This window comes from Bosea sp. AS-1 (assembly GCF_002220095.1).
Taxonomy (GTDB): domain Bacteria; phylum Pseudomonadota; class Alphaproteobacteria; order Rhizobiales; family Beijerinckiaceae; genus Allobosea.
On sequence record NZ_CP022372.1, the window covers coordinates 2,831,236 to 2,852,440 of the forward strand.

Below are 21,205 nucleotides of genomic sequence, written 5' to 3' on the forward strand. Positions count from 1 at the left end.
CGTTCTCCTCAAGCGGCCAATGCGCGGTAGATCGCCGGGAGGGCCGCCGGCAGCCGATCGAGCCGGGAGACCACGGCATGGCCGTTGCGGCCGAAGAGATGCGGGACATAGGCGCGGGACTCGCGATCGACAGTGACGGCGAAGACGCAGATGCCGGCGCGGCGCGCCTCGATCACCGCCATGCGAGTATCCTCCATGGCGAAGCGGCCTTCGTAGTGGTCGATGTCGTTGGGCTTGCCATCGGTGAGGACGAGCAGCAGCTTGCGCCGGTCGGGCCGCGCCTTCAGTCCGGCCGCAGCATGGCGGATCGCGGTGCCGATGCGGGTGTAGTAACCGGGCTTGAGCGCCGCGATGCGCGCTTCGACCGCCGGCCCCATTGCCTCGTCGAAGCGCTTCACCGTCTCGATCCGCACCCAGTCGCGCCGCCGCGACGTGAAGGTCAGGATCTCGTGGCGGTCGCCGCAGGCGGCGAGCCCATGGGCGAAGACGGTGAGCGCCTGCTTCTCGACATCGAGCACGCGCAGATCGTCGAACCAGGAATCGGTCGAGAGCGAGACATCCATCAACGTGGTCACGGCGAGGTCATGCGCCTGCGGCCGGCTCGCCAGATGGATGCGGTCACTACCCGAACCGCCGGCTGCAAGGTCGGCCTGGCGACGGACCACCGCGTCGAGATCGAGATCGGGGCCGTCGATCTGGCCACGCTGCGGCTCGCGCAAGGGACGCAGGGCTTCGAACTGGCGGCGGACCTGGCGCACCAGCGCGCGCGTTGCAGCGTCCTGCGCCGGGGGCACCAGCTCCCGCTGAGCCATGGCGGCGAGCACCCGGCAATGGTCGTCGCGGTAGCAGGCGCTGCGGAAATCCCATTCCGGATAGGTCAGCGCGCCGGCGAGCGCGGTCTCGTCCATCGCTTCCGGCGGCAGGTCGAGATCGAAGCGGAAGCGCGAGGCCGGGCGACCCTTGCGCTCGCTCAGCACCATGTCGTCGAGCTCGTCGGCGGCCTCGGGATCATGCTCCTCGCTGTCGTCGGAGGGGCGGTCGACCGCGACCATCTCCGACATCGCCAGGATCTTCTCGAAGCGGTTGAGAATGAAGGGGCTGCGCTCGCGCCATTCTTCCGCCGTCTCATCGCGGCTGGCGGCATAGGCCTTCATCTGCTCTTCGGCCTTGGCGGAGGTCGGTGGCGGCTGGTCCTCGTCGCGACGACGCGTTCGGGCGGGGGCGGCGGCGCTGGCCAGAGGCCAGAGCGGGACGCCGAGCGCCGGCAGATAGCCGGCCGGCGCCTTGGCCGGCCAGCTTTCGACGGCAATATCGGCCGCCCCGCCATCCAGCCGCGCGCGGATCAGGGCTTCGACCTTGGCCTCGGTATCGGGCAGCCCCTCGCGACGACGGCTGGCGAGCAGGGACTCGGCGAGCCGACGGTAGACGGGGCCGAGGCCGGGAAAGGCATCGAGCACCGTGGTGACCAGATGCTGCGCGATGGCGATCCGGGCGAGGTCGCGCTGCAGCGGATCGGCTTCGCTGATCGGCCAGGGCGGCATCGTGGCCATGCAGGCTGCGAGCCAGATGTAAAGGTCGCGATTCAGCCCAGCTTCCGGGAAGATCGCGATCTCGGCCGGCAGTTGCAGGCTGTCCGGCGTGCGCAAGGCCTGCGCCTGCCGTTCCTCGCCGAGCCCGATGCGCTGTCGAAAATTGAGTCGGTGGCCGGCGGCGCGCTCGCGGGCCGGGACGATCCTGACGCCGGGCTCGCCGCCGAAGCCGCGGAAGCAGACGGCGAGAGTCGGTGCCATGCTCGCCAGCGTCACCGCCGCCTGCGGATGATGCGGCAGGCTCGCAGTGTCGCCAACCAGCCGATGCCAGAAGCGTCCGACCGTCTCTTCCAGCTCGAGGAAGTCCAGCATCCTGGGTCTCCTAGGCGAGCACCGCGCGAGCGACCTCGACCAACCCGGCGCGGATCTCCGGCTCGTCGGTCAAAGGCTCGATGATCGCGGCCATCACGGCTTCCTGCCGGGACAGGCCGGCGGCGATCAGGCTCGCGGCGTAGACGATGAGGCGGGTCGAGACGCCTTCTTCGATATCCTGCCCCTTCAGCGTGCGCAGGCGGCGAGCGAGATCGACCAGCGGCGCGACCGCGCCCTCGTCGAGACCGCTTTCCTGCGCGACGACGGCGATCTCCTGCTCGCGCGGCAGAAAGTCGAAGCTGATCGAGACGAAGCGCTGGCGGGTCGAGGGCTTCAGGTTCTTCAGCAGATTCTGGTAGCCGGGATTATAGGAGACCGCGATCATGAAGGAGGCGGGGGCGGTGAGCAGTTCGCCGGTGCGCTCCAGCGGCAGGATGCGCCGGTCGTCGGTGAGGGGGTGCAGCACCACCGCCACGTCCTTGCGGGCCTCGACGATCTCGTCGAGGTAACACAGCCCGCCCTCGCGCACGGCGCGCGTCAGAGGCCCGTCGACCCAGACGGTCTCGCCGCCCTTGAGCAGGTGGCGGCCGGTGAGATCGGCGGCGGAAAGGTCGTCATGGCAGGCTACCGTGAACAGCGGCAATCCGAGCCTGGCGGCCATATGGGCGACGAAGCGGGTCTTGCCCGAGCCGGTCGGCCCCTTCAGCAGCAGCGGGAGACGCCGTTCCCAAGCCTTCTCGAACAGGAAGTGCTCGTTGCCGGAGGCCGTATAGGCGGGGATGTCGATGGTGTCGGTCGAGGCCGGGATCGGCGGGCGCGGGATCATGTTCATCGCGGGGCATCCAATGCAATCAGGAGGGCGGCGGCCCGCCGGCCCGATGACCGGCGGGCGTTGGTGTCATTCCGCTGGCTGGGCGAGGGCTCGAGGCTCCGCGCTGCGCTCGCGGCTAGGCACCAGCACGGCCCAGACGAACATCAGCGCCGAGATCACCACCACCACGCCGGAGCCGAGCCGGATCCAGTAGAACAGGGCGATCTGGTCCTGCACGTCCATGAAGCTCTGGCCGAGCACGCGCTGGAGGTGGGCCTGGACCACGCCGGCGAAGGTCAGCGCGAAGGTCATCACCGACATCGCCGTCACCATCAGCCAGAAGCTCGCGATCGAGAGCCACTGGTTGTAGGGCGCGCGACCCTTCAGCTCGGGGATGGCATAGGCCATCACGGCGAGGTTCAGCATCACATAGGCGCCGAAGAAGGCGAGGTGGCCGTGGGCGGCGGTGAGCTGCGTGCCGTGGGTGTAGTAGTTCACCGAGGAGAGCGTGTGCAGGAAGCCCCAGACACCGGCCCCGAAGAAGGCCATCACCGAGCAGCCGAGCGACCAGAGCAGGGCGGCCTTGTTGGGGTGATTGCGTCCGGCCTTCCAGGTCATCTGGAAGGTGAAGATCACCATGGTGAAGAAGGGCGCGACCTCCAGCGTCGAGAACAGCGAGCCGATCCACTGCCAGTATCCGGGCGCGCCGATCCAGTAATAGTGGTGGCCGGTGCCGAGGATGCCGGAGAACAGGGCCAGCCCGACGATGACGTAGAGCCACTTCTCGACGACCTCGCGGTCGACGCCGTTGAGCTTGATCATCAGGAAGGCCAGCACGGAGGCCATGATCAACTCCCAGACGCCTTCCACCCAGAGATGGATGACGTACCACCAGTACATCTTGTCGAGCGCCAGGTTGGCCGGGTTGTAGAAGGCGAAGAGGAAGAAGATCGCCAGGCCCCAGAGGCCGAAGAGCAGGATGTTGGTGACCGTGGTCTTGCGGCCCTTCAGCGAGGTCATGGTGATGTTGAACAGGAACATCAGCACCACCACGACGATGCCGACCTTGATCGCGAAGGGCTGCTCGAGGAATTCGCGCCCCTCATGGATATGGAAGAGATAGCCGACGACGGTGACGCCAGCGGCGATGAAGAAGATCCAGAACTGCGCCACCGCCAGCCTGGGGCTGTAAAGCTCGGTCTGTGCCTCCTCCGGCAACAGATAATAGGTCGAGCCCATGAAGCCGAGCAGCAGCCACACCACCAGGGCGTTGGTGTGGATCATCCGCACGATGTTGAAGGGCAGGGCGACCGACAGCGTGTTGGGCAGCACATAGATCAGCCCGGCGACCAGCCCGAAGGTGACTTGCGCGACGAACAGCGCGAGCGCGCCGTAGAAATAGAGCATCGCGACGTTCTGGGTCTTGTATCTCGTCGTGTTGTAGCCTGGCATGGCTCTCTCCTGTCGCGACGTCTCAGCCGGCATCGTTGGGTGGCCAGTTCTGGGTCTTGATCCGGCTCGTCCATTCGAGGAAATCGGCGAGATCGTTGAGTTCCTGCTCGGTCAGGTTGAATTGCGGCATCTGGCGCCGGCCTTCGATCCCGCTCGGCTGGGCGGCCATCCAGGCCTTCAGGCTCTCGCGGGCGCCGGCCGGGTCCTTGTCGCCGCCATAGCGCTTCCAGACATTGCCGAGCTCGGGGGCGAAATAGGCGCCCTCGCCGAGCAGCGTGTGGCAGTTGATGCAGGAGTTGCGCTCCCAGACGTGCTTGCCGCGGGCGACGGCCGGCGTCAGCGTCGTCTCGTCGGTGGACTTCGTCCGCATGAACCAGTGGCTGTGGGCGGTGAGCCCGACGAAGATGGCGAAGAAGAAGATCGATCCGCCGTAGAAGACATTGCGGGCTCCCGCCTTTGTCAGACGTTCGGCCATGCGTTCACCCTTCCGTTGCGAGGGCTTGCGGGAATGCCGGCGAGGCCGGCGCGTGAAAGCCCGCATGCCGAGGGCAGGGGCGAGCCGGTGATAGCGAGGCGCCCCGCGGGCTTCTTTGCGTTTGGGCAAACAGTGGCGATGCGGGGTCGCGGTGCCCTCATTCGGCTTCCGCAACGCGGCTTCAGGCGCCGTTACCGGCTTCCATCGCGGTCGCCAGATCCATCAAGGCGGGGATGTCGCGCACCAGCAGCGTGCGCCGGCCGCCGGCGAGGACGCCGCGCCGCTCCCAGCCGGTCAGGATGCGCGAGACATTGTGCAGGGTCGTTCCGGTCAGTGCGGCGAGATCCTGTCGCGAGAGCGGGAAATCGATGCGGGTTCCAGCCGGCTCCTCCCGCCCTGCCTGATCGATGAGCCGCAGGACGGCGTGGGCGATGCGTCGTGGCACATCGAGCGAGGCGATCTCGACGAGGCGGCCCTGAGTGTCGCTCAGCTCCTGTTCGAGAAGCTGGGCCAGGCCGGCCATTATCGCCGGCATCTCTCGAATGAGGCCGCGCCAGTCCTGCATGGGCCAGGCGGCGAGCGTGACGCCGCACAACGCGGTCGCGCTGGCCTGGTGGCGGCCCGGGCGCAGGCAGCGCCCGAGGTCGAGGAACTCACCGGGATGGGCGATGCGGAGAATGACGGGCACGCGAGACCAGCCGCGCTGCGTCAGCTTGATTCGTCCCGACAGGACGAGGAGGAGGTCGTTTGCCGGCTCGCCTTGCGCAAAGACGGGTTCGTGGGCCGGCCGCGACCAGAGAGAGGCCGCAGCCGCGAGTGCGCGGCGTTCGCCGACGGACAAGGCCGCGAAGACAGGTTGGCCGCGCAGAAGGTCGGGGTCGATGCTCATCGCCGCCTGGATCGGCGTGCCTTCGCGCCATTCCGGGGTCGGAGGCGCCGCACGCGCTGGGAACAGGCGCGCTCTCGCCAAGCAAGAACGACGCCACGGCGCTGAAATAGGCGGCATTCGGCCGGTCGCGTTTGCGTTATGTCAAAGACGGCGACGAAAGGGCGTTGTCTTCTTCGCAGCAACATGGACAAGCCCGCTCAAGCGCATATTCTCCTTCGTCGATCTCAAATCTGGCCCCGGCGCGCTGCATGAACGCCCGCTGCCTGAAAGGACGAGAGATGACGACCGAGACCGCGAAGACCGGCGGCCCGGAGGCTGCCGTCGAGAAGCCGACGAGACGCGCCGAGACCGTGGCGTTCCTGACGCTGGCGGTTCTGATCTGGCCCGTGGTCGCCGTCGGCGTCGTCGGGGGCTACGGCTTCCTGGTCTGGATGTTCCAGCTCGTCCTTGGCCCGCCCGGCCCGCCGCATTGAGGCCGGCCATGAAACAGGATGGTATCGATCTCGGTCGCCGTGGCTTTCTGATTGGCCGCCGTCTTGCCCGCCCCGAGGCAATCCGCCCGCCATGGTCGCGCGCCGCATCTGTCGCAGCCGCTTGCACGGGCTGCGGCGCCTGCGTGCCGGCTTGCCCGCAAAACATCATCGCGCTCGATGCCGATGGTCGGCCTGCCCTGACTTTCAACGCAGGGGAATGCACGTTCTGCGGAGCCTGCGCGGACGCTTGCTCCGAGCCGGTCTTTGACCGTTCCATCGCTGGTTTCCCGCATGTCGCAGCCATCGGCGCAGATTGTTTCGCCACGAGGGGCATCGTCTGCCAGAGCTGTGGTGATGCCTGTCCGGAAAGTGCGATCCGCTTTCGCCCGCGGCTGGGCGGTCCGGCGCTGCCGGAGATCGCGACCGATCGCTGCAGCGGTTGCGGCGCCTGCATCACTGCCTGCCCGGCGCAAGCGATCTCGGTGAGTGGTCGTCCGCTGGAGGCCGCCCATGTCTGAGCGATCCGGTCCGCGCTTCCATCATATTTCGAGCGCCGTCGTCTCGGCCCTGCCGGCCAAGGTCGAGGCCGTGCTCGCCCGTATCGCAGAGCTTCCCGAGACCGAGATCCATCGCGTCGAGAACGGCAAGATCGTGATCGTGCTGGAGGGTTCCAGTACGGGCGTGATCGGCGACCGGCTGGCCGCCATCAGCCTGATCGACGGCGTGCTCTCGGCCAACATGGTGTTCGAGCAGATCGAAGACCTCGAAACCCTCGACGACCCCGGAGTGACCCCATGACCCTGTCTCGTCGCGAGATGCTGAAGGCGCAGGCGGCCGGCGTCGCCGCGCTCGCCGCCAATATGAGCGTGCCGGCTGGAGCGCAACCGGTGACCGGTGGCGTCGATACCTTGCAGATCAAATGGTCGAAGGCACCGTGCCGCTTCTGCGGCACCGGCTGCGGCGTCATGGTCGGCGTCAAGGAAGGGCGCGTCATCGCCACCCATGGCGACATGAAGGCCGACGTCAATCGCGGCCTCAACTGCATCAAGGGCTATTTCCTCTCCAAGATCATGTATGGCAACGACCGGCTGACCCAGCCGCTGCTGCGCAAGAAGAACGGCATCTACGCGAAGGACGGCGAGTTCACCCCGGTCTCCTGGGAGGAAGCCTTCGACACCATGGCCGCCAAGGCCAAGGCGACGCTGAAGGCCAAGGGGCCGACCGCGCTCGGCATGTTCGGCTCGGGCCAGTGGACGATCTTCGAGGGCTATGCCGCGACCAAGCTGATGCGGGCGGGATTCCGCTCCAACAATCTCGATCCCAACGCCCGCCACTGCATGGCCTCGGCGGCCTACGCCTTCATGCGGACCTTCGGCATGGACGAGCCGATGGGCTGCTACGATGATTTCGAGCATGCCGATGCCTTCGTGCTCTGGGGCTCGAACATGGCGGAGATGCATCCGATCCTGTGGACGCGGGTGACGGATCGCCGGCTCGGCCAGCCGCATGTGAAGGTCGCGGTGCTCTCGACCTATACCCACCGCAGCTCCGACCTCGCCGACATCCCGATCGTGTTCAAGCCGGGCACGGACCTCGCGATCCTGAACTACATCGCCAACCACATCATCACGACCGGGCGGGTGAACAAGGACTTCGTCGGCAAGCACACGACCTTCGTGAAGGGCGCGACCGAGATCGGCTACGGCCTGCGGCCGGACGATCCGCGTGAGGTCAAGGCGAAGAAGGCGGCCGATCCCGCAGCGACCACGCCGATCGACTTCGAGGCCTATGCCGCCTTCGTCAAGGACTACACGCTGGAGAAGGTCTCGGCGCTGACCGGCGTCGAGCCCGGCTTCCTGCAGCAGCTCGCCGAGCTCTATGCCGACCCCAAGCGCAAGGTCGTCTCGTTCTGGACGATGGGCTTCAACCAGCATGTGCGCGGCGTCTGGGCGAACCAGCTCGTCTACAACCTGCACCTGCTGACGGGGAAGATTTCCGAGCCGGGCAACAGCCCGTTCTCGCTCACCGGCCAGCCCTCGGCCTGCGGCACCGCGCGCGAGGTCGGCACCTTCGCCCATCGCCTGCCGGCCGACATGACGGTGACCAATCCCGAGCACCGCAAGCATGCCGAGGAGATCTGGCGCATTCCGGAGGGCGTCATCCCGGAGAAGCCTGGCTATCACGCCGTCGAGCAGGACCGGATGCTCAAGGACGGCAAGCTCAATTTCTACTGGATCCAGGTCAACAACAACCTGCAGGCCTCGCCGAACAGCAGCAACGAGGCCTATCCGGGCTATCGCAACCCGGACAATTTCATCGTCGTCTCCGATGCCTATCCGACGGTGACAGCGATGGCCGCCGACCTGATCTTGCCCGCCGCGATGTGGGTCGAGAAGGAGGGTGCCTACGGCAATGCCGAGCGGCGCACCCATGTCTGGCACCAGCTCGTCAACGCGCCAGGCCAGGCGCGCTCCGACCTCTGGCAGCTCATGGAGTTCTCGAAGCGCTTCACCACGGACGAGGTCTGGCCGGCGGAGATCCTCGACGCCAACCCGAACTACAAGGGCAAGACGCTGTTCGATGTGCTCTACCGTAACGGCAATGTCGACAAGTTCGCGCTATCGGAGACCAATCCCGAATACGAGAACCAGGAATCCAAGGATTTCGGCTTCTACGTCCATAAGGGCCTGTTCGAGGAATATGCCACGTTCGGTCGCGGCCATGGCCATGATCTCGGGCCCTATGATCTCTATCACGAGGTCCGCGGCCTGCGCTGGCCGGTCGTCGATGGCAAGGAGACGCTCTGGCGCTATCGCGAAGGGCTCGACCCCTATGTGAAGCCCGGCAAGGGCGTCGATTTCTACGGCAACAAGGACGGCAAGGCCCGCATCATCGCGGTGCCCTACGAGCCGCCGGCGGAGTCTCCCGACAACGAATACGATCTCTGGCTGGTCACCGGCCGCGTGCTGGAGCATTGGCATTCCGGTTCGATGACGATGCGCGTGCCGGAGCTCTACAAGGCGTTCCCCGGTGCACGCTGCTTTATGCACCCGGAAGACGCCCGCAAGCGCGGACTCAATCAGGGCGCGGAGATTACGGTGATCTCGCGACGCGGGGAGATGCGAACCCGCGTCGAGACGCGCGGGCGCAACCGCATGCCCCCCGGCGTGGTCTTCGTGCCCTGGTTCGACGCCAGCCAGCTCATCAACAAGACGACGCTCGACGCCACCGATCCCATCTCCAAGCAGACGGATTTCAAGAAATGCGCGGTCAAGATCGTTCCGGTCTCGGGCTGATGCGCTCGCGGACCTTGCTCGGGGCGGCCCTGGCGGCCGGCCTCGTCCTCGCCTTCGGCGCCGCCGTCTCGCAGGAGGGCGGCCCGATCAAGATCGTGCCGCGGCTCACCGGCACGGCCGACCCGATGGCGCTCGAACGCGTGCCGGCGCTCGGCCGGCCGGTCGTCGACGATGTCCGGCGGATGCGCAACTATCCGGAGCAGCCGCCGGTGATCCCGCATGCGATCGACGGCTACCAACTCACCCTCAACACCAATCGCTGCATGGACTGCCACAAGCGCGAGTTCACGGAAGGTTCGGGCGCGCCGATGATCAGCGTCACCCATTTCCAGGACCGCGACGGGCAAGTGCTCTCGGACGTGACGCCGCGGCGCTATTTCTGCACGGCCTGCCACGTCCAGCAGACCGATGTCGCACCCTTGGTTCCGAACCGGTTCCAGGATGCCAAAGACATCGGCCGGAAGCCCTGAGGCGCGCGCATCATGGCCAGGCTCAAATCCTTCATCCTGTGGTGCTGGGACATCGTGGTGCGCTTCTGGCGCATCATCAGCCGGCCGAGCGCCTATCTGCCGCTCGGCGTGCTGACGCTCGGCGGCTTCGTCGGCGGCGTGATTTTCTGGGGCGGCTTCAACACGGCGCTGGAAATCACCAATACCGAGAAGTTCTGCACCTCCTGTCACGAGATGCGCGACAACGTCTATCAGGAGCTGCAGTCGACCGTGCATTTCTCCAACCGTTCGGGCGTGCGGGCGACCTGCCCGGACTGCCACGTTCCGCATAACTGGACGGACAAGATCGCCCGCAAGATGCAGGCTTCGAAGGAGGTTTGGGGCAAGATCTTCGGCACGATCTCGACGCGCGAGAAATTCCTCAACCACCGGCTGGAGCTTGCCAAGCACGAATGGTCCCGGCTGAAGGCGAACGACTCGCTGGAATGCCGCAACTGCCACTCCTCGGTGGCAATGGATTTCACCAAGCAGACGCGCCGCGCCGCCGAGATCCACGGGCGCTTCCTGACCACGGGTGAGAAGACCTGCATCGACTGCCACAAGGGGATCGCTCATCTGCTGCCGGACATGACCGGCATCGAGCCTGGCTGGAAGGACGCTCCCGAGCTCCAGGGCAAGGGCAGCGCCTCCTGGCATGGACCGGAGCATGCGATCCGCACCTATCTGGCGGAGATCGAGCCGCGCTGAATTTTGGTTGCTGCCGTAGGCCGGCCGCCTGCGAGGGAGAGCCTATAGCTGCTGTGATGAGATCTATCTCATCGCTTCATTGGTGCTGAAGACGCTTCGCTGGCAGGAATAGGCGCGCCTTGAGCCTGTGGAGCCGCCATGCCCAGCTTTCCCTACGAGACCGTCGATGTCTTCACCGACAAGCCCTTCGGCGGCAATCCGCTCGCCGTCTTCACCGCCGCGCAAGGCCTGACCGACGCGCAGATGCAGGCGCTTGCGGCGGAGATGAACTACAGCGAGACGACCTTCGTCCTGCCGCCGGACGATCCGGCTAACGACGCGCGCGTCCGCATCTTCCATCGCACGGCGGAGATGCCTTTCGCCGGCCACCCCAATGTCGGCACGGCCTGCGTGCTGGCGCGGCATGGTCGCGACCGCAACGGCGTGCTGCGCTTCGAGCAGATGGCCGGGCTGGTCGAGATCGCCGTCGAGCGCAACGGAACGGGAGCCGTCACCGGTGCCGTCATCGCCGCGCCACAGGCGCTGTCCCTGGGGCTCGAACTGCCGGCGGACAGCATCGCAGCCTGTGCCGGGCTCGCGGCCGGTGATGTTCTCACGGCCCCGCACAAACCGGTCCAGGCCTCGCTCGGCGTCAAGTTCGTGCTGACCCAGGTCGCTCCGGAAGCGCTTGGCCGCGCGGCGCCGGACCTTGCTGCCTTCCGCAGGCTGGAAGGCCAGAATCCCGAGCTGCAAGGCCGGCTCTCGCTCTTCCTCTATGCGCGCGACGGCAGCCGGATCCGGGCACGGATGTTCGCGCCGCTGGCCGGCACCTGGGAAGATCCCGCCACTGGCAGCGCCAGCGCCACGCTCGGCGCCCTGCTGCTCTCGCTCGATGGTGGAGAGGCGGCGGCCTATACGATCACGCAAGGCGTCGAGATGGGTCGGCCGAGCCTGTTGAACGTTTCATCGCGCCGAGCTTCGGACGGCTACCGCTCGCGCGTCGGCGGCGCCTGCGCGCCGATGTTCCGCGGCGAAGTGGACCTCTAGCCGAGCCCGAGTTCGGCCCGCACCCGCTTCGTCAGCCCTGCGGCGACGAGGCGGTGGCTCTCGCGCAGATAGTCCTGCAAGGCGTCGTCCGGCATGCTCTCGGGCGTCAGCCACTGAATCCATTTCATGCCGCGCGAGGCGAGGTAGGGCGCGGGCCGGAGGCCGGGCTGTTCGCTCAGGATGTCATAGGCCATCGGCGAGCATTTGAAGCTCACCGCCATTTCGCCATTCGCCTGGGCATGCGCGATGGCGAACACCTTCCCGCCGACCTTCCAGACATCGGCACCGCCCCACTGCACGACATGGCTCGTGGCCGGCAATGTGGCGCAGAAGGCGTTGTAGGCGGCGGGCGACATGGTGGCTTCAATAGCTCTCGGCGTCGATGCCGTGGCGCGCCGCCGCGGCCTTGATCTGCGACCAGGTCTCGTCGTCGAGCGGGATGCCGGCGGCGGCGCGCTCGATCCTGACCTTGCGCTCCTTGTCGCCCGGCGCCAGCACGGGGCTGGCAGGATCCTGCGGCTTGGCGGCGCGCACGAAGGCGAGGTAGCTCTCGATACGGCTCTTGCGAAGCTCGGCATCGGGTTCCAGCCGGGCCGGATCGATCAGCACGCCGAAGAGCGAGTTGATGATCCAGCTCTTCTGCGGCTTCTGGTCGATGCGAGCCGCGCCCATCAGCCCGGCGGAGAGCAGTTCGGCAATCAGCGAGAGCCCTGCGCCCTTGTGGTCGCCGAAAGGCAGCAGCGAGCCGAGCGGGTGGTCGGGGCTGGCGAAGACATGGGCCGGGTCGGTCGTCGGTCGACCCTCGCCGTCGATGATGTAGCCGGGCGGCACCTGTTCGCCCTTGTTCAGCGCGACGCGCGCCTTGCCATGCGCCATGCGGCTCGTCGCGAAATCGAGGATCAGCGGCTCGCCACCGGGAACAGGCACGCCGATCGCATGCGGGTTCGTGCCGAAGCGCGCTTCCTTGGCCGCAAAGGGTGCGACGATCGGCGGGCGGCCGGCGACATTGACCCAGAAGAACGAGATCAGCCCGGCTGCGGCGGCCACCTCGGCATAGTGGCCGATGCGGCCGATATGGTGCGAATCGAGTAGGTTCACGATCGCGACGCCGCCCTGGTTCGCCATGGCCACTGCGCGGTCGACCGCATTGCGCGCATTTGGCTGACCGAGCCCCACATTGCCGTCGACGATCAGGAAAGGTGCCGCATCGACACGGGTGGTTCCCTTCGATTCGGGCTTGAGGTTTCCATCTGCAAGCGACTGGAAATACAGCGGAATCATCCCGACGCCGTGGCTGTCGTGGCCGCTCAGGTTGGCGAGGACGAGATGTTCGGCGGTCTCCTGCGCTTCCGGCTCGCTCCAGCCGGCTCGGATGACCATGTCGCGGACGAGGGAGCGGAGGGCTTCCGGGCGGTGCAGGCGGTGGGGCATGGCTTCGCTGGGGCTGGGATCGAGGGCGCACCAGAGTGCATGATGGCGGGCGATCCGCAATGCGCGAGGCGGGACAATGCCGGCTCATGAACGCATGGCGTGGCCCGACCGCGCGCGACATCTCGACGGAAGCCCCCGCAATCCCTATCTTACGGGAGCAATCCTGCTTCACCGGGCCTTGAACCCGGTCGAGGAGAACCGACGATGTTTTCGATTCCCGGCCTCAAGGTCATCTCGCTGACCGATGCCGCCGCCACGCGAATCCGCGAGATCATGGCGCAGACCACAGGGGATGCGGCACCGGCGCTCGGCCTCAGGGTCGGCGTCAAGAAGGGCGGCTGTGCCGGGATGGAGTACACCTTCGAGGTCGCCCGCGAGGTCAACAAGGGCGACGAGGTGGTTACTGAGAAGGATGCGACGGTGATCGTCGATGCCAAGGCGGTGCTGTTCCTGCTCGGCACCGAACTCGATTTCAAGACCGACCGCTTCTCCTCGACCTTCGTCTTCAACAACCCGAACCAGGTCTCGGCCTGCGGCTGCGGCGAATCCGTCGAGATCAAGCCGCGCAGCGAAAGCGCGCTGGCGACCTCCTGAGCTCAGGCGACGCGGCTCGCCACTTCCACAGCTTCCTCGGTGACGGTGCGGTTGCGGCCGTCGCGCTTGGCCCGCATCATCGCCTGATCGGCCCGGTCGACGAGGGATCCGGCCGTATCGCCGCGCCGATACATGGCGACGCCGAGCGAGATCGTGATGCGGCCGAGATTCTCGTTGGTCGAGCGCTTGACCAACTCGCGCGTGAGCAGGGCCTGGCGCACGGTCTCGGCGCCGAACTTGCCGGCGATCACGTCGGCCTCCGGCAGGATGATCGCGAACTCCTCGCCGCCAAAGCGGCTGATGATCGCCTTGTCCTTGAACTTGTCCTTCATCGTCCGCGCGACGAGGCGCAAAACCTGATCGCCGGTCAGATGGCCGTGGGCGTCGTTGAAGCGCTTGAAGAAGTCGATATCGGCCATCACCAGCGCGAAGGGCTCGCGCCGCAGCGTCGCCTGATCGATCGATTTCTGCAGCATCTCCTCGAAATGGCGGCGGTTGGCGAGGCCGGTCAGCGGATCGGTCAGTGCCTCCGCACGGGTCGATTCCAGGGCTTCGCGCAGGTTGCGGATCTCGTTGGAGCTGTTGCGCAGCTCCGCCTCGAGCTGCGCCTTGCGCGTCACCTCTTCGCGGGTCGACATCACCAGCGCCTCGACCCATTCGCGCAGCTTCTGCCGGTCGGCCATCGGCGGTACGTCTTCCGACATCGCCGTCAGCCGGCCATGATAGAGCTCGCTGGAGCCGAGCGCCTTGTCGACCAGCGCCATCATGGCGTCGATCTCGCCCAAGACCTGCAAGCTGGTGCGCTCGGCTTGGCGCGAGAAGCGCTCGGTGTTGATGAAGCGCTCGTAGAGACTGTCGATATCGGCGTCGGTGACTCGGCCATCATTGCCGGCGAGGATGGCATTCAGCGCCATGCTCACCGCCGGCATCTCGCCGCTCAGATGGGCGTACCAGACCTCGAAGGCGCGCGGGTAACCCGGCGAACCGTGCTGCCGCATGGCGGCAACGACGCGCTCGGCCAGATCGTGATGAGCAGAAACCGGGGCCTCGTCCATGTCACGCCATTCCCGTGCGAAGCGGGTCGCGGCTTTCGGCCACGTCAGCTTCGATCATTCAATCGAAGCGGGACATCCTGTCCGTATCTACGGCGGCATGCGCCCGTCCACCACAGCACCATCGCGCCGCAGCAACGCAGATATCAAGTAAAAGCCGTTAAAATCGGGTTTATGCCGTAGCGTCAACCGATGCGGACCGGACGCAGCAGAAAGGCCGGCACATGGTCGCCGAGACCCTTGACCTGAGGCCCGTCATCCTCGTCGCGATTGCGACCGCGGCGGCGATTGTCACGCTCGCCACGCTCCTGCGATTCGGCCCGGACCGCCTCGGCGTCGTCCCGCGAGCGCTGGCGACGCGCCTCGCGGCGCTCCTCAACGGCCTCGACGGCAGGGGCGGCTTCCGCTTCGCTGTTGTCGCGGCGGCGTCCGCCGCGTTCGTCACGGCCGCGACCGCGCGAAGACGAGCGCTTGTCGTCGCGCTTGCCGCGGCGCTCCTCGCGCGCTTCGCCTGGCGGCAGGGCATCAAGGCCCGGGCCTTCGAAGGCGATCGTCTGGCCGGTCAACTTCTCGACGGCGGCGACGAGCTTGTCGTCATGGCGGGTGACGATGGTGAAGGCGGTGCCGAGGCGCCCGGCGCGGCCAGTACGACCAATGCGGTGGACATAGTCCTCGGCGTGGGTCGGCACGTCGAAGTTGAAGACATGGCTGACTGCCGGGATGTCGAGGCCGCGCGCAGCGACGTCGGACGCCACCAGGATCGGATTCTCGCCGGAACGGAAGGAATCGAGCGCCGCCATGCGGGCGTACTGGTCCATGTCGCCATGCAGGGCGACGGCCGGGAAGCCGTGCCGCTGCAGCGACTTGTGCAGCGTCGCGACATCGCGCTTGCGGTTGCAGAAGACGATGGCGTTCTGCAGGTCGGTGGCGCCCTTGATCAGTTTGCGCAGCGTCTCGCGCTTCTCGAAATCCTGCGGATTCGAGGCGATCAGCCGCTGGGTGATCGTCGTCGCCGCCGTCGCCGGGCGCGAGACCTCGACGCGGACCGGGTTGTGCAGGAACTGCTCGGAGACCCGGGTGATCTCCGGCGGCATCGTCGCGGTGAAGAACAGGGTCTGCCGCGTGAAGGGGACAAGCTTGCAGATCCGCTCGATGTCCGGAATGAAGCCCATGTCGAGCATGCGGTCGGCCTCGTCGATGACGAGGAGCTCGACACCGGTCAGCAGCAGTTTGCCGCGCTCGACATGATCCAGCAGGCGGCCGGGCGTGGCGATCAGCACGTCGACCCCGCGGGTGATCTTGGCGTCCTGGTCGCCGAAGGAAACGCCGCCGATCAGCAGGGCGACCGAGAGCTTCTGGTTGACGCCGTAGCGGGTGAAGTTCTCCTCGACCTGGGCGGCGAGTTCGCGGGTCGGTTCCAGGATCAGCGTGCGCGGCATCCGGGCGCGGGCACGGCCGTTTTCCAGGATCGTCAGCATCGGCAGCGTGAAGGCCGCCGTCTTGCCCGTGCCGGTCTGGGCGATGCCCAGAACGTCCTTGCGGGCCAGCACATGTGGAATGGCCTGAGCCTGAATCGGAGTCGGCGTGCTATAGCCGGCGGCCGTGACAGCCGTCAGAACCTTTTCACTCAGGCCGAGTTCGGCAAATGACATCGCGTTTCGCGCTTCTTCAGAGTCGGTGATACGCGGTGGGATGGGCTCATCAACCACCGCGCTGGCGCGACAACTGGACCTGCGCGCCTGCGGACCGCTGTGGAATGCAAAGAAAATGCGGCAAAGTCAATCACGTAGCCAGAAAAGGACGCTTTTTGCCTGATGAAGGACCCGCTCGTTCTCGTTCCCGGCCTCAGTTGCAATGCCGCGCTCTATGCTCCGCAATGGTCTGCGCTTGCCGATGGCCGCCTCATCCTCGTCGCCGAACACAGCCGCGACGATAGTCTTGGCGCCATCGTCGGGCGGCTTCTGGCTGCCGCGCCGCCGCGTTTTGCGCTCTGCGGCCTGTCGATGGGAGGGTATGTTGCCTTCGAGGTTCTGCGCCAGGCGCCGGAGCGCGTGACGCGACTCGCATTGCTCGACACCAGCGCCAAGCCGGCGACGCCGGAAAGCAACGAGCCGCGCGCCCAGATGATCGATCTCGCCGAGAAGGGCGCCTATGACAACGTCACCACGCTGCTCTGGCAGCGGCTGGTGGCGCCGGCCCGGCTGACGGACGAGCCGCTGCGATTGCTGGTGCGGCGGATGGCCGACGATGTCGGTGCAGAGGGCTTCGTGCGTCAGCAGAAGGCCATCATGAAGCGGCCGGATTCGCGGCCCTCGCTGGCCGGGCTATCACTGTCGACGCTCGTCCTCGTCGGCGAGGAGGATGTGATCACGCCGATCGACGAAGCGCGGGAGATGGCGGGGCTCGTCGGGCCGAAGGCCCGGCTCGCGGTCCTGCCGGGTTGCGGCCATCTTTCGACGCTCGAGGACCCGGAGCGGGTGACGGCGGAACTGGCGCGCTGGCTGGCCTGAGATCAGCGGGGCAGGGCGCAGGGGTCGAGCTTGGTCTCGTTGGCCACATGGCCGATCGAGCCGGTGACCATCGGATCGACCGGCTGACGCTTCGAGGCAGCGAGGCTTGCCTGGGCAAGCCTGCCCCTGTCGAGGCCGGCAGTCTGGCTCGAAACGAAATTGGCGGCGATGACCGATAGGAAGGCGATGGCGGCAGCGGCCTTGGCGATGTCCGTCGCCATGGTGCCACGGTTATTCTTCCAGAAGGTTTCGATCAGGCGCATCGCGCTCTCCAGAACCCGTGTCTGCACGGGTATTGGAACCAGCATGCGCCATCAGCGGTAAAGGCTTGGTTAGCCGGAGCTTTCGAGAATAGCTGCAATTGTCATGATGACGGATCGGCCTGCGGCAGCGTGCCTTCCAGTCTTGCGCGATGCGCGCGAAAGAGCCTGCGCAGCGCTGCCAAAACCGCACCGACGCCGGGACGTTGCCGCGAGACGTCGTGCGAGAGCAGGAAGATGTCGTCACCCGTTACCTCGGGCGGCGGAGCGAGACGCAGCAGTGCGGGATCGGCATCGGCCATGAAGCAGGGCGCCATCGACAAGGCGCCGGCAGAACGGATGCTCTCGTAGCGCGCCGCGGAATCGCCGACGCGGGCCGCGATCGGGCGCCCGGCGGCGTAACGCAGGATGTGGTCGTCGATGCGGGAAGAGGTTTCGCGGTTGACCGAGATGATCGGAGCCGTAGCGGGGTCGACGTCGCGGCGGCAATACAGCGCCTGCATCAGCCGACCGATCTTCTGGGCGTAGTAGCCGGGCTCCTCAGGCGGCTTGCTCATCCTCAGTGCGATATCGGCCTCGCCGCGGGCAAGATTCAGCCGGTCGCGCGTGCTGATGATGACGATCTCGATGCCGCCGGCGTCCCTCGAAACAGTGGTGGCATGCATCGTCAGAAACAGGCTGATCGAGGTCGTCGCGGTGACACGTACCGGCGCATTGGCGGATGGCCGGGCGGCCTCGGCGCGCAGCGTGAAGCGCCGGGCTGCCGCCTCGACCTCGCCGGCTTCGATCGCGAGCTCGCGGCCGATCGCCGTCGGAACGAGCCGATTGGCCTCGCGGATGAAAAGCTGGAGGCCAAGATCCTTCTCCAGCGCCTTGAGCCGGCGCGTGACGGTGGCTTCGCTTAAGCCCAGCTGCGCCGCCGCCATGGCCATCGACCCGCCGACGGCGATGGCGTTGAAGATCCGGATATCGTCCCAGGAGGCTTTCCCGGCCGCCGCCGGGACGCCATCGGGTCGAGAGGCAGGTGAAGCAGGCCCAGCCATGAGGTCAGCGGCCAGTCGCCAAGCGGGGCACGGGGTCTGCGGTCATGCTGGTCCGGGAGGCGGAAAGGGTTCGACATGTGCGAACCCTGCCAGTCCGGCGGCGCCCCGGCAGCCCGGCGGCATTGAGCTCCAGCCCCGCAGAAATGCCGGGCTCGCCGTCGGTCACAGGTCGATCAGCTCGCCGGCGAAGGCTGCGCGTTCCTGGATGAAGGTGAAGCGTGCCTCGGGCTTGTTGCCCATCAACCGCTCGACCGTGTCGGAGGTTTCCTCCTTGTTCTCGTGGTCGACCATGACCTTGAGCAGGATGCGCTTGCTCGGGTCCATGGTGGTTTCCTTGAGCTGCTGCGGCATCATCTCGCCCAGGCCCTTGAAGCGCGAGATCTCGGGCTTCTTGCCCTTGAACACCGTATCCAGCAACTCGTCCTTATGGGCGTCGTCGCGAGCATAGATGCTCTTTCCACCCTGCTGGAGGCGGTAGAGCGGCGGCACGGCGAGATAGAGATGCCCCTTTTCGATCAGCCGGGGCATCTGGCGCCAGAAGAAGGTGACGAGCAGCGAGGCGATATGGGCGCCGTCGACATCGGCGTCCGTCATCACGATGATCTTGTCGTAGCGCAGATCGTCCTCGCGGAACTGCGTGCCGATGCCGCAGCCGAGCGCCAGGATCAGGTCGGCAAGCTGCTGGTTCTGGTTCAGCTTCTCACGCGTCGCGTTGGCGACGTTGAGGATCTTGCCGCGCAGCGGCAGGATCGCCTGGTTGGCCCGGTTGCGCGCCTGCTTGGCCGAGCCGCCGGCCGAGTCGCCCTCGACGATGAAGAGCTCGGAGCCGGCCGCGCCCGCATTGGAGCAGTCAGCGAGCTTGCCGGGCAGGCGCAGCTTGCGTGTCGCGGTCTTGCGCGAAACCTCCTTTTCGAGGCGCCGGCGCTGCCGCTCCTCGGCCCGGTCGACTGCCCATTCGAGCAGCCTCAACGCCTGCTGCGGCGCGGCGGCGAGCCAATGGTCGAAAGCGTCGCGCACCGCGCCCTCGACGATGCGCGAGGCTTCGAGCGTGGCGAGCTTGTCCTTGGTCTGGCCCTGAAATTCCGGCTCGCGGATGAAGACCGAGAGCATCGCCGCGCAGGTCGCCATCACGTCGTCGGAGGTGACCTGCGCCATGCGCTTCGACTGGCCGATGCGCTCAGCATGGTCACGCAGGCCCCGGAGCAGGGCGATGCGCAGGCCCTGCTCATGCGTGCCGCCCTCGGGGGTCGGAATCGTGTTGCAGTAGGAAGAGGAGAAGCCGTCCTCGCCGGTGGCGAGCCAGGCCACCGCCCATTCCAGCGAGCCGTGGCTGCCTTCCCTGGTGATCTTGCCGGAGAAGATCGGCTCGGCGACGAGGTCCTTGCCCTCGATTTCCTGCGCGAGATAGTCGCGCAGACCGCCTGGGAAGCGGAAGACGGCCTCGGCCGCGACGTCGCCCTCGGGCTTCAGCAGCGCGGGCGCGCAGCTCCAGCGGATCTCGACGCCGCCGAAGAGATAGGCCTTGGCACGCGACATCCGGAAGAGCCGCGCCGGGGAGAAATGTGCGCCCTCGCCGAAGATCTGCGGGTCCGGGTGAAAGCGGACCCTGGTGCCGCGCCGGTTTGCGACGGCGCCGACGGTTTCGATCGGCCCCTGGGGCAGGCCGCGCGAGAAGATCTGGCGGTAGAGCGTCTTGCCGCGCGCGACCTCGACCTCGAGCCGGTCGGAGAGGGCATTGACCACCGAGACGCCGACGCCGTGCAGGCCGCCCGAGGTCTCGTAGGCCTTGGAGTCGAATTTGCCGCCGGCATGCAGGATCGTCATGATGACTTCGAGCGCCGATTTGCCGGGGAATTTCGGATGCGGATCGATCGGGATGCCGCGGCCGTTATCCGTCACCGCGACCGATCCATCCTCGAGCAGCTCGACATCGATGAAGGTGGCGTGGCCGGCCACTGCTTCGTCCATCGCGTTGTCGATGACCTCGGCGAAGAGATGGTGCAGCGCGCGCTCGTCGGTGCCGCCGATATACATGCCGGGGCGGCGGCGAACGGGCTCGAGCCCCTCCAGCACCTCGATCGCGGAGGCGTCGTAGCCGGTTTCGGACAAGGTGCCGTTGCGCGCCGAGGCCGGAGCGCCGCGGGCGGGCTTCGACGTCTCGGTGGGAGTCCGCGCTTCCGGTCCCGGGCTGGCAGCCGCCGGCCGCTCCATCTCGCCACCGAAAAGATCGCCGTTCTCTGCCATCGCGCCCAATGCTTCCTGATTCGCAACGTGAAACTTTAGCGCATTCCGCCGTGTCCTGCGCTTTCGCGGCCGCTTATAGACCGCACCGGCCGCTATAAAAACCTCGTCTTCCACATCTGTCAGGAACAACGCCCGACCTATTGTCACCAGCCGGTCATCGACGGCTCCGACATCGGGGCGCGGAACCGGTGCCGTTCAGGCTGCGTTAAGCGCAGAGGTCGAGGATGATGCATGTGATCGGGTCTGTGCGGCGATTCGCAAAGTGCTACGATCAGCCTAAGGGGGAGGTCAGCGTGGTGTCGCGTCAGTCGGTTCCTGTCACGAGAATGGCCGGGCTTCAGCGAGCCGCGCGCATGGCCGGAGAGTCCTTCGGTTACGAGGATGCGCGCATGGCGGCGGAGACGCCGCGAGCGGACTGGTTGTCCTCGCGCGGCCTCTGGTGGCTTGCGGCCGTCGCCGCTGGAGCGGGCTTCGTCTTCCTGCATTTCTCCTGAGCCGTTACAGCCGGCGCGAAATATCAACCTTTTGACCCTACGCCTGCCGGCGGAGGGT

At 66.7% G+C, this 21,205-nt stretch carries 22 protein-coding genes; 10 read left to right on the forward strand and 12 right to left on the reverse strand.

The genetic code is table 11. The annotated features are described in order from the left end of the window. Positions 1 to 8: 8 nt before the first annotated feature. From CE453_RS15255 to CE453_RS15275, 5 genes are all read right to left on the reverse strand, one after another. The gene (locus CE453_RS15255; RefSeq protein ID WP_089175365.1) at positions 9 to 1,901 is read right to left on the reverse strand and encodes a nitric oxide reductase activation protein NorD; all 1,893 of its coding nucleotides are present in this window, start codon (positions 1,899 to 1,901) and stop codon (positions 9 to 11) included. 10 nt (positions 1,902 to 1,911) lie between these two features. Further along, positions 1,912 to 2,727: an AAA family ATPase gene (locus CE453_RS15260; protein ID WP_472840998.1), complete on the reverse strand. Its 816-nt coding sequence runs from the start codon at positions 2,725 to 2,727 to the stop codon at positions 1,912 to 1,914. Positions 2,728 to 2,799: 72 nt separating this feature from the next. Next, entirely contained in the window at positions 2,800 to 4,164 is a 1,365-nt protein-coding gene (locus tag CE453_RS15265; protein ID WP_089175367.1) for a cbb3-type cytochrome c oxidase subunit I, read from the reverse strand. A gap of 22 nt (positions 4,165 to 4,186) precedes the next feature. Next, positions 4,187 to 4,639, reverse strand: a complete 453-nt coding sequence (locus CE453_RS15270; protein ID WP_089175368.1) for a c-type cytochrome — start codon at positions 4,637 to 4,639, stop codon at positions 4,187 to 4,189. A 181-nt stretch (positions 4,640 to 4,820) separates the two neighbouring features. Further along, positions 4,821 to 5,609 carry a Crp/Fnr family transcriptional regulator gene (locus tag CE453_RS15275; protein WP_198302120.1) on the reverse strand — a complete coding sequence of 263 codons (789 nt, stop codon included), beginning with the start codon at positions 5,607 to 5,609 and terminating at the stop codon, positions 4,821 to 4,823. Positions 5,610 to 5,806: 197 nt separating this feature from the next. Here CE453_RS15275 and napE point away from each other — a divergent pair, with 197 nt between their 5' ends. From napE to CE453_RS15310, 7 genes are all read left to right on the forward strand, one after another. Next, a complete protein-coding gene (napE, locus tag CE453_RS15280; RefSeq protein ID WP_089175370.1) occupies positions 5,807 to 6,001 on the forward strand; it encodes a periplasmic nitrate reductase, NapE protein in 195 nt (64 codons plus the stop codon). A gap of 8 nt (positions 6,002 to 6,009) precedes the next feature. Further along, a complete protein-coding gene (napF, locus tag CE453_RS15285; RefSeq protein WP_089175371.1) occupies positions 6,010 to 6,519 on the forward strand; it encodes a ferredoxin-type protein NapF in 510 nt (169 codons plus the stop codon). Beyond that, a complete protein-coding gene (locus tag CE453_RS15290; RefSeq protein WP_089175372.1) occupies positions 6,512 to 6,799 on the forward strand; it encodes a chaperone NapD in 288 nt (95 codons plus the stop codon). The genes napF and CE453_RS15290 overlap by 8 nt, the downstream gene beginning before the upstream one ends. Next, positions 6,796 to 9,297 (forward strand): periplasmic nitrate reductase subunit alpha, encoded by a 2,502-nt coding sequence (gene napA / locus CE453_RS15295; RefSeq protein WP_089175373.1) that lies wholly within the window; start codon positions 6,796 to 6,798, stop codon positions 9,295 to 9,297. Before CE453_RS15290 ends, napA begins: the two co-directional genes overlap by 4 nt. Next, positions 9,264 to 9,767: a nitrate reductase cytochrome c-type subunit gene (locus CE453_RS15300; RefSeq protein WP_089175374.1), complete on the forward strand. Its 504-nt coding sequence runs from the start codon at positions 9,264 to 9,266 to the stop codon at positions 9,765 to 9,767. The genes napA and CE453_RS15300 overlap by 34 nt, the downstream gene beginning before the upstream one ends. A gap of 12 nt (positions 9,768 to 9,779) precedes the next feature. Continuing rightward, complete coding sequence (locus CE453_RS15305) at positions 9,780 to 10,493, forward strand: cytochrome c3 family protein (RefSeq protein ID WP_089175375.1); 714 nt, start codon at positions 9,780 to 9,782, stop codon at positions 10,491 to 10,493. 138 nt (positions 10,494 to 10,631) lie between these two features. Then, positions 10,632 to 11,519 (forward strand): PhzF family phenazine biosynthesis protein, encoded by an 888-nt coding sequence (locus CE453_RS15310; RefSeq protein WP_089175376.1) that lies wholly within the window; start codon positions 10,632 to 10,634, stop codon positions 11,517 to 11,519. Here CE453_RS15310 and CE453_RS15315 read toward each other — a convergent pair. Next, the gene (locus tag CE453_RS15315) at positions 11,516 to 11,875 is read right to left on the reverse strand and encodes an MmcQ/YjbR family DNA-binding protein (protein ID WP_089175377.1); all 360 of its coding nucleotides are present in this window, start codon (positions 11,873 to 11,875) and stop codon (positions 11,516 to 11,518) included. The two genes, CE453_RS15310 and CE453_RS15315, sit on opposite strands and share 4 nt — an antisense overlap. Before the next feature lie 7 nt (positions 11,876 to 11,882). Further along, on the reverse strand, positions 11,883 to 12,950 hold the full coding sequence (locus CE453_RS15320) for a malate/lactate/ureidoglycolate dehydrogenase (protein WP_089175378.1): 1,068 nt from the start codon (positions 12,948 to 12,950) through the stop codon (positions 11,883 to 11,885). A gap of 204 nt (positions 12,951 to 13,154) precedes the next feature. Here CE453_RS15320 and CE453_RS15325 point away from each other — a divergent pair, with 204 nt between their 5' ends. Continuing rightward, positions 13,155 to 13,544 carry a HesB/IscA family protein gene (locus CE453_RS15325; protein ID WP_089175379.1) on the forward strand — a complete coding sequence of 130 codons (390 nt, stop codon included), beginning with the start codon at positions 13,155 to 13,157 and terminating at the stop codon, positions 13,542 to 13,544. Positions 13,545 to 13,546: 2 nt separating this feature from the next. Here CE453_RS15325 and CE453_RS15330 read toward each other — a convergent pair whose 3' ends face one another. Next, entirely contained in the window at positions 13,547 to 14,599 is a 1,053-nt protein-coding gene (locus tag CE453_RS15330) for a GGDEF domain-containing protein (protein WP_089175380.1), read from the reverse strand. Positions 14,600 to 14,781: 182 nt separating this feature from the next. Beyond that, positions 14,782 to 16,248, reverse strand: coding sequence for a DEAD/DEAH box helicase (locus CE453_RS15335; RefSeq protein ID WP_089175381.1), 1,467 nt, complete (start codon positions 16,246 to 16,248; stop codon positions 14,782 to 14,784). A 162-nt stretch (positions 16,249 to 16,410) separates the two neighbouring features. Between CE453_RS15335 and CE453_RS15340 the strand changes: the two genes are divergently transcribed. Next, on the forward strand, positions 16,411 to 17,106 hold the full coding sequence (locus tag CE453_RS15340; RefSeq protein ID WP_089175382.1) for an alpha/beta fold hydrolase: 696 nt from the start codon (positions 16,411 to 16,413) through the stop codon (positions 17,104 to 17,106). 2 nt (positions 17,107 to 17,108) lie between these two features. On the opposite strand, the gene CE453_RS15345 is transcribed toward CE453_RS15340, so the two are convergent. The 3 genes from CE453_RS15345 to parE all read right to left on the reverse strand — a co-directional run bounded on the left by CE453_RS15345 (position 17,109) and on the right by parE (position 20,620). Then, positions 17,109 to 17,369, reverse strand: a complete 261-nt coding sequence (locus tag CE453_RS15345; protein WP_089175383.1) for a hypothetical protein — start codon at positions 17,367 to 17,369, stop codon at positions 17,109 to 17,111. 101 nt (positions 17,370 to 17,470) lie between these two features. Continuing rightward, positions 17,471 to 18,409 (reverse strand): LysR family transcriptional regulator, encoded by a 939-nt coding sequence (locus tag CE453_RS15350; RefSeq protein ID WP_089175384.1) that lies wholly within the window; start codon positions 18,407 to 18,409, stop codon positions 17,471 to 17,473. 162 nt (positions 18,410 to 18,571) lie between these two features. Next, positions 18,572 to 20,620: a DNA topoisomerase IV subunit B gene (gene parE / locus CE453_RS15355; protein WP_472840999.1), complete on the reverse strand. Its 2,049-nt coding sequence runs from the start codon at positions 20,618 to 20,620 to the stop codon at positions 18,572 to 18,574. Between the two features lie 386 nt (positions 20,621 to 21,006). Between parE and CE453_RS28630 the strand changes: the two genes are divergently transcribed. Continuing rightward, positions 21,007 to 21,147, forward strand: a complete 141-nt coding sequence (locus CE453_RS28630; protein WP_157733051.1) for a hypothetical protein — start codon at positions 21,007 to 21,009, stop codon at positions 21,145 to 21,147. Positions 21,148 to 21,205 lie beyond the last annotated feature (58 nt).

What these genes read in the sequence shown, in the direction of transcription:
- CE453_RS15265 (WP_089175367.1), bottom strand. Translation starts at nt 4,164, where the DNA reads ATGCCAGGCTACAACACGACGAGATACAAGACCCAGAACGTCGCGATG.
- CE453_RS15255 (WP_089175365.1), bottom strand. Translation starts at nt 1,901, where the DNA reads ATGCTGGACTTCCTCGAGCTGGAAGAGACGGTCGGACGCTTCTGGCAT.
- CE453_RS28630 (WP_157733051.1), top strand. Translation starts at nt 21,007, where the DNA reads ATGGCCGGAGAGTCCTTCGGTTACGAGGATGCGCGCATGGCGGCGGAG.
- CE453_RS15290 (WP_089175372.1), top strand. Translation starts at nt 6,512, where the DNA reads ATGTCTGAGCGATCCGGTCCGCGCTTCCATCATATTTCGAGCGCCGTC.
- CE453_RS15345 (WP_089175383.1), bottom strand. Translation starts at nt 17,369, where the DNA reads ATGCGCCTGATCGAAACCTTCTGGAAGAATAACCGTGGCACCATGGCG.
- CE453_RS15320 (WP_089175378.1), bottom strand. Translation starts at nt 12,950, where the DNA reads ATGCCCCACCGCCTGCACCGCCCGGAAGCCCTCCGCTCCCTCGTCCGC.
- CE453_RS15340 (WP_089175382.1), top strand. Translation starts at nt 16,411, where the DNA reads ATGAAGGACCCGCTCGTTCTCGTTCCCGGCCTCAGTTGCAATGCCGCG.
- CE453_RS15335 (WP_089175381.1), bottom strand. Translation starts at nt 16,248, where the DNA reads ATGTCATTTGCCGAACTCGGCCTGAGTGAAAAGGTTCTGACGGCTGTC.
- napA (WP_089175373.1), top strand. Translation starts at nt 6,796, where the DNA reads ATGACCCTGTCTCGTCGCGAGATGCTGAAGGCGCAGGCGGCCGGCGTC.
- CE453_RS15300 (WP_089175374.1), top strand. Translation starts at nt 9,264, where the DNA reads ATGCGCGGTCAAGATCGTTCCGGTCTCGGGCTGATGCGCTCGCGGACC.
- CE453_RS15325 (WP_089175379.1), top strand. Translation starts at nt 13,155, where the DNA reads ATGTTTTCGATTCCCGGCCTCAAGGTCATCTCGCTGACCGATGCCGCC.
- CE453_RS15270 (WP_089175368.1), bottom strand. Translation starts at nt 4,639, where the DNA reads ATGGCCGAACGTCTGACAAAGGCGGGAGCCCGCAATGTCTTCTACGGC.
- CE453_RS15330 (WP_089175380.1), bottom strand. Translation starts at nt 14,599, where the DNA reads ATGGACGAGGCCCCGGTTTCTGCTCATCACGATCTGGCCGAGCGCGTC.
- parE (WP_472840999.1), bottom strand. Translation starts at nt 20,620, where the DNA reads ATGGAGCGGCCGGCGGCTGCCAGCCCGGGACCGGAAGCGCGGACTCCC.
- CE453_RS15310 (WP_089175376.1), top strand. Translation starts at nt 10,632, where the DNA reads ATGCCCAGCTTTCCCTACGAGACCGTCGATGTCTTCACCGACAAGCCC.
- napF (WP_089175371.1), top strand. Translation starts at nt 6,010, where the DNA reads ATGAAACAGGATGGTATCGATCTCGGTCGCCGTGGCTTTCTGATTGGC.
- CE453_RS15315 (WP_089175377.1), bottom strand. Translation starts at nt 11,875, where the DNA reads ATGTCGCCCGCCGCCTACAACGCCTTCTGCGCCACATTGCCGGCCACG.
- CE453_RS15350 (WP_089175384.1), bottom strand. Translation starts at nt 18,409, where the DNA reads ATGGCTGGGCCTGCTTCACCTGCCTCTCGACCCGATGGCGTCCCGGCG.
- CE453_RS15305 (WP_089175375.1), top strand. Translation starts at nt 9,780, where the DNA reads ATGGCCAGGCTCAAATCCTTCATCCTGTGGTGCTGGGACATCGTGGTG.
- CE453_RS15260 (WP_472840998.1), bottom strand. Translation starts at nt 2,727, where the DNA reads ATGATCCCGCGCCCGCCGATCCCGGCCTCGACCGACACCATCGACATC.
- napE (WP_089175370.1), top strand. Translation starts at nt 5,807, where the DNA reads ATGACGACCGAGACCGCGAAGACCGGCGGCCCGGAGGCTGCCGTCGAG.